The sequence below is a fragment of the Thermodesulfobacteriota bacterium genome, assembly GCA_039028315.1.
GTDB lineage: Bacteria > Desulfobacterota_D > UBA1144 > Nemesobacterales > UBA2774 > CR02bin9.
The window spans coordinates 1-6394 of the sequence record JBCCIH010000145.1 but is presented as its reverse complement, the minus strand read 5'-3'; the positions used below and the strand labels follow the sequence as shown (position 1 = coordinate 6394).

Annotated in this window: 5 protein-coding genes; 3 read left to right on the top strand and 2 right to left on the bottom strand. The window is 41.2% G+C overall.

Annotated elements, in window-relative coordinates; all coding sequences use genetic code 11:
- Positions 1-2761 (bottom strand): hypothetical protein (locus AAF462_09090; protein ID MEM7009272.1); only part of this gene is annotated, 2761 nt, incomplete at its 3' end.
- A 255-nt stretch (positions 2762-3016) separates the two neighbouring features.
- Between AAF462_09090 and AAF462_09085 the strand changes: the two genes are divergently transcribed.
- The 3 genes from AAF462_09085 to nuoH are packed head-to-tail and all read left to right on the top strand — an operon-like array spanning position 3017 to position 5692.
- A complete protein-coding gene (locus AAF462_09085; protein ID MEM7009271.1) occupies positions 3017-3424 on the top strand; it encodes a 2Fe-2S iron-sulfur cluster-binding protein in 408 nt (135 codons plus the stop codon).
- Between the two features lie 39 nt (positions 3425-3463).
- Positions 3464-4615, top strand: coding sequence for a molybdopterin-dependent oxidoreductase (locus tag AAF462_09080; protein MEM7009270.1), 1152 nt, complete (start codon positions 3464-3466; stop codon positions 4613-4615).
- 9 nt (positions 4616-4624) lie between these two features.
- A complete protein-coding gene (gene nuoH / locus AAF462_09075) occupies positions 4625-5692 on the top strand; it encodes an NADH-quinone oxidoreductase subunit NuoH (GenBank protein ID MEM7009269.1) in 1068 nt (355 codons plus the stop codon).
- Positions 5693-5756: 64 nt separating this feature from the next.
- Here nuoH and AAF462_09070 read toward each other — a convergent pair.
- Positions 5757-6394, bottom strand: a 638-nt coding sequence (locus AAF462_09070) for a DNA gyrase subunit B (GenBank protein ID MEM7009268.1), incomplete at its 5' end; no start/stop codon positions are given.

Genomic DNA, 6394 nt, shown 5'->3' with positions numbered 1-6394 from the left:
TGTTTCTAAGTGGATAAAGATCGAGCACTACATCATCAGCCTCTATCTTGCCGGCAAAATTTGGATTCTCGCCTGTTCCAAAAGCGCTAAGATCTATTTTTAACTTGCCTTGTATCTCCTCAAGCTGAGGATTAAACGCTGCGATGGGGCTCATGTCTACTCCGTCAGATTGAATGCTGAGATCAATAGTTGATTTTCTATAGCTCTCTCCTAGATCAGGCGCCGTTAGATCAACATTGGCTTTCCCTGAGGCTGTTAGAATCTTTTTAGATTTGTCATTTACGTCTAAGTTAAAATTTATGCCGTTTTTAGAGACCAGAAGATTAAGCAGCAGCTCATCACTGCTAAAGCTCATGAGCTCTAAATTATCGGCCCTAAGGTTAGCTTTAACATCAGGATATTTTAGAGAAGTGTCCAGAGCAATCTGTCCGGTCAATCTGCCTTTAAGAGGGAAATAAAGATTAAGAAGTTCAGAGACATCGTGCAAATTAAGCTGCTTTAGCTCAAGTGATCCTCTTAACCCATAGTCAAAGCCGATGTCAGCCTCGCCTACAATATAGTTATCTTTATGGTAGAGGTTAAACGAGCTTAATTTAATTTTGTCTTTTAGAACAGATATCAGAACAGGATTTTTATTTTCCAAAACCTCTTTTTGGAAATTTAGCCTAATCTGATCTATCTGGATTTTTGTCTCATTCTCATTTAATTCGGTTAGCGTAAAGCCTAGCTTGTATCTCGTATTTGATAGCCCCAAGACATCTAAACTTCCTTCAATAAGCTCACCCCGGCTGTCTGCAGTAAAATTAATGCTCTTAATCCTCTGCCCGTTTATGTCTGCCCCTGTTATTTTTCCTTTAATATTTACCCTCGGGTCCTTATAACTTATGTAACTATCAGCATTTAGCTTAAGTTTATTTATTTCAAAGCCCTCAAGCTCGTTCGTTATGTCTGATCCTGTGGCGTTAAGAATTAATCTAGGTCTTGATAAATCTCCCTTAACGTTGCCGTTAATTGAAACAGCGCCCCTTAGATCAAAGTCGGGTGAAAGCTTTGTAAATACTCCTAGGTCTTTTATCTCAACGTTATATTTAATTCCGCTCGAACCTGCGGCCCTGAGATTACCAGAGGCCTTAACTTTAAGAGAATCGGCATCGATTAATAAAGATTTTAGATCAAGAACATTCTGACCGTATTCGGCTTCTACTCTCCCCTCTTTGATCTCTAGCCCCGAAATTGTAGATGGCAATATTTGCCCTTTAATAGAACCAACGGGGCCAGACTCTTCGTCCTCAACTAGGGGCACACTGCCCTTTAGTTGAAACTCAGAGTTAAGACTACTTTTGTAGGCCTCGTCTTTAAGCAGAAAAGCAAGATCGGTGTTTACAAAATTTGTGCTAAGTTCGTATTCTACAAAATCTCCCTTTAAGTTTATGGGTCCACTCACACGGAGCTCACCCACATCACTTCCAGTAAGGTAAAGATTAGCAATATTTATCCTAGACTGAAAATTCTGATCTCTATTCCAATTTCCCTGAACATTGAGTACGGAACTTAAGCTTGCATCTAAAATTGCCGCTACCTGTTCTTCTAATTCCTTATTTTCTTCAAGCGCAGCGTTGGTCTCAAACATCTCAAGCACTTTTGAAGCGTTTAAAGACTCGATATTGATATCAAGATCAAGCTTGTTATCTTTGCCGTCTGCGAGCATCTCTTTTAGATCAAGACCACCTGAAAAAAGTAGTTTGCCAAAATCAGTATTAATAGTGCCGCCCTTTAAATCTACATCCGCCCCATCAACGCTTATATTTTTGATTCCGCCGGTAATCTTCTCTCCTCTCAAATTCGAATTCACGAGCTTTAGGTCCCCATTTGCCCTTAAGTACTGATAGTTCTCATAAGTTCCTTTCGCAAGAAGGTTCAAATTAATTTTCCCCAGACCCTGCTCCTGGCCAATATTCACAGCTGCAGCTCTAAGATCAAACTCGGGCTGCTGCAGGTTCTTGGCAGTGCCGTTTAAGGAATATGCTATTTCCCCTGTAGTGAACTTTAGTTCATTTAAACTAAATTCATCACTGGTTTTATGTTTCCGATAAGTACCCTTGCCTACTATGTCATCTAAATATAGTATTTCCCCTTCTGTATCTTGAAAAACAATGCCGAGGTTGCTTCTTCTAAGCTGTATCTCTACCCGCTTGTCAATATTGAACATCTTAATGGTTAGATCTATCTTGTCAGATTTAAGGTCCATGATTTGTTTCTTATATCTGTCATCCACTCTTATTTTTGCCTGAGATAGAATTGCATTCTGAATAAAAATGTTCCAATCAGGGGAGTCCTTTGTCGGGTCGGGCTCTTCCCAAGCGCCTAGCTTTTCAAAATTCCATGTTCTGTCTTCAAACTGCACAAGATTTATTTGAAGCCCGGTTATTGATACTTCCTGAAGAGGTATAACTTTGCTAAAAAGCATCGAACTGTCTAATAGAAGAGGGAGTGAATAATCTATGAATATTTCGTCAGACTCTATAAATGTCTCTCCCTCAATCTCAAATGAGACATCCCGTAGGATTATTCCTCTTAAAAAATCCCCTTCGATGCTGCCGATAATAAAGCCTTGGTTAGTTAAAGAGCTGACTACAGCGTTTGTAGTAACTCTAAGGAATTGTTTGAAAAAGCTAGACTGGACCACAAAAAACATGGCCCCTGTTAAAAGGGCTACAATTAAGAGAAATATTCCTATGGGTTTAAGGACTTTTGCGCGCATTTTCTTATCCTTCAAGTATAACACAAGGCCTCATAAACAACATTTTGATTTTATAAATAATTTTAAATCCAAACCACGCTTAACTCCCCTAAATTTATAACTATTTTCTGAAGTTGGATATCTCCCGCTCTATGTCATCATACTCTTGTGAACCATTTATGTCTGCATTGGGTAAACTAAGCAATGCCATTAACTTGCTAATGTAATAATGGTCAGATAATATTTTTCAGACTAAAGGTTTATTAGATACTCTCCATGCCAAAACTTACAATTGATGGAAAAGAAATTGAAGTCGAAGACGGCCTTAATATAATCCAGGCGGCGTCCAGAATGGGTGTGGATATACCCCATTTTTGCTATCACCCTGCACTTAGCGTTGTGGCCCAGTGCCGCCAATGTTTGGTCGAGGTTGAAGGCGTTCCTAAAGTTATGCCTGCCTGTAACACCTATGTAAGAGACGGGCTCATAGTTAAAACCGACTCTGAGAGAGCAGTAAAGGCTAGAAAGGCAACACTTGAATTCACACTTATAAACCATCCGCTGGACTGCCCAATTTGCGATAAAGGCGGAGAGTGTCCGCTCCAGCTAACTACGGTTGAGCATGGACCAGGCTATAGCAGGTTTGAGGGGCCTGAAGAAAAGAAAGTAAGACAGAAATACTAACTTAGCGATAAGATTATTTATGATCCTAACCGCTGTATTATGTGCACTAGGTGCGTGAGGTTCACGGACGAAGTCACCAAGACAGGAGAGCTTGGCTACAGCGGAAGAGGATTTAGGAAAAAGATTGTAGTCTTTCCTGGAAAAGAACTTAATAACGATCTGGCCGGCAACGTAACCGATCTGTGCCCTGTAGGAGCGCTTTTAAACAAAGATACACTTCACGAAGAGAGAGTTTGGTACTGGAAGTTCACTGACACTGTGTGCTCACTTTGCAGCAACGGATGCAACATAACCGTTGGTGTTGATCCAAGGAAGGGAAAGGTTTCAAGAGTAAGGCCGCGAGTTAACATGGACGTTAATGAGCACTGGATTTGTGACCACGGGCGCTACGACTTTAAAGAGATCCAGGATTCTGAAACAAGGCTAAAAGATCCGATCGTAAGAGAAGGAGAAGGCTTTAAACTTACAACATGGGATAAGGCAATTGAGCATGTAGGATCTGAGATAGCGAAAATGAAAGAGAGCTTTCCCCAAGCAATTGCTTTTCTTGGATCAGCCTCACTAACAAATGAAGAACTCTTTGTGCTTAAGAAACTTGCAGACCTTGGCAATAGTAGCAAAGTAGTAGGTAATATTGGATTAATAAATAAACCCAAGAGCTTTGGGCTTTTAAGCACCGATCCTTACCCTAACAGCACAGGAGTTAAGGATATGGGCCTGCCTTACGGATCGGGACAGGTGCATGAGCTTATTGAAGCAATCGAGCAAGGATGGATAAAAGTTCTCTATGTTGCTGGACTTGATCTATTTGACGCTGTTGTAGAAGATGACAAGGAAAGACTAACAAGAGCATTATCAAAACTTAATTTACTTGTTGTTCAGGACTATAAGCTTACTGAAACACTAAGACTAGCTCATGTAATACTGCCGGGTGTAAGCTCATACGAGAAAGACGGAACATTTACAAATGATAGAGGTCGCGTTCAGAGAATAAGAAAAGCAATAGACCCCCCTGGCACCGCTAAACCTGATTGGGAAATCCTAAGTCTAGTGGGACAGGTTTTGCAAAGAGAGAGTTTTAGCTATGACGATCCCTCGGAGATAATGGTCGATATAGCAAAAGACTTCAGCTCGTATCAAGGAATTAATTACGACAACATTGGAAGGCTCGGGGTTACCAGAGCCAATTAGAGAAAATATATGATTTGGGCAGATTTAGGATTCACGATTGTAAAAATCTTGTTGGTATTCTTTGTAGTACTAACACTTGTTGCCTATCTTACACTTGCTGAGAGGCGCGTGAGCGCGTTTATTCAAGACAGATTAGGCCCTAACAGAGTTGGGCCTTTTGGGTTTCTTCAGCCACTTGCAGACGGCGTAAAGTTCATATTTAAAGAAGACATCATTCCTAAAGACGCCAGCAAATATATCTATATAGCCGCGCCTGCATTCTCACTCGTAACTGCGTTAATTGCTCTAGCTGTTGTTCCCATTGGAAGAGGCTTTGAAACTACTTTATTTGGACTTTTGTCCGAACCATTATTTGTGAAATTCCAGATCGCTGATTTAAACGTAGGAGTTTTATATATTTTAGCTATCGGCTCGCTTGGAGTATACGGAGTTGTACTGGGAGGCTGGGCATCTAATAGTAAGTATTCGTTTTTAGGCGGTCTTAGAGCTGCTGCACAAATGGTGAGCTACGAGCTTGCCCTGGGAGTTTCCATACTTGGCATCATCATGTGGACAGGCTCAATGAGGCTTTCTGATATAATCGAAGCACAGCAGCACTACTGGTTTGTATTTCCTCAGATACTTGGCTTCATAGTATTTCTTGCCGCAGTTTTTGCTGAGACAAACAGGCTTCCATTCGATATGCCTGAGGCAGAGCCAGAGATCGTGGCCGGTTATCACACGGAGTACAGCAGCATGAAGTTCGCAATGTTCTTTATGGCTGAGTACACGCACATGATCGTGATGTCTTGTCTAATAGTAGCCCTTTTCTTTGGAGGCTGGTATCCGCTTCCGTTTGGCGGCTGGTTTGGAATTGATATAGATACTCATTGGTATCTGCCGCCGCTGGTATTTGTAGGCAAAGTGCTCACGTTCTTATTCTTTTTTATATGGGTGCGTTTTACACTTCCCCGCTTTCGTTATGATCAAGTTATGTCGCTTGGATGGAAAGTACTCTTCCCTATTGCCATCTTAAACCTTGTGGTAATAGCCGTTGCAATCCTTGTGATGCAGCACTACGGTGTTTTAGGTTTCTAATAAATTTTTCCGGAATAATTTAAGTTAATAGAAAAGTGAGCCGGGATATGTTTACCCCGTCCTTCTAGACATCTAGGTTGCTAACGTTAAGAGCGTTTGTTTCGATAAACAGCTTTCTTGGCTCGACTTGATCGCCCATTAAAACAGTGAAGATCTCATCTGTCTCAAAAGCGTCTTCGATCATGACCTGTCTGAGCACTCTAGACTCTGGGTTCATGGTAGTTTCCCAAAGCTGATCCGGGTTCATCTCACCAAGTCCTTTGTAGCGCTGAATAGCCATACCTTTTTTGCCCCTGCTAAGAATGTGTTCAGTAACTTCGGCCAAGCTTGGAAGCTCTGTAGTCTCTTCCTGGTCCCCAATGCCGTATGGAGGATCGCCAGCTGTTTTAATTGAAGTATTAAGCTTTTTGAGCTCTTCAAAATCAGGTGAGTTTAGAAAATCAAAGTCTATAAGTGTACTTCTATTTCGTCCGTTCTCTTTAAATGAGTATGAAATCTTTGAGCAGTCATGCTCAGGATCATCAAGAAGCTTCCAGTCAAGCCCTACAACTTCTGGGTAGCGAGACTCAATCCACTCTTTTATGGCCTTAAGATGGGCCTCAAATTCCGTCTCATTTTCGGTTTTTAAATGACTCTTCTTAAATCCTTCTCTGCTTGCAAAGGCATCAACTATTCTCATATCTCTGCCAAATTTTCCTATTC

What these genes read in the sequence shown, in the direction of transcription:
- nuoH (MEM7009269.1), top strand. Translation starts at nt 4,625, where the DNA reads ATGATTTGGGCAGATTTAGGATTCACGATTGTAAAAATCTTGTTGGTA.
- AAF462_09085 (MEM7009271.1), top strand. Translation starts at nt 3,017, where the DNA reads ATGCCAAAACTTACAATTGATGGAAAAGAAATTGAAGTCGAAGACGGC.
- AAF462_09080 (MEM7009270.1), top strand. Translation starts at nt 3,464, where the DNA reads ATGTGCACTAGGTGCGTGAGGTTCACGGACGAAGTCACCAAGACAGGA.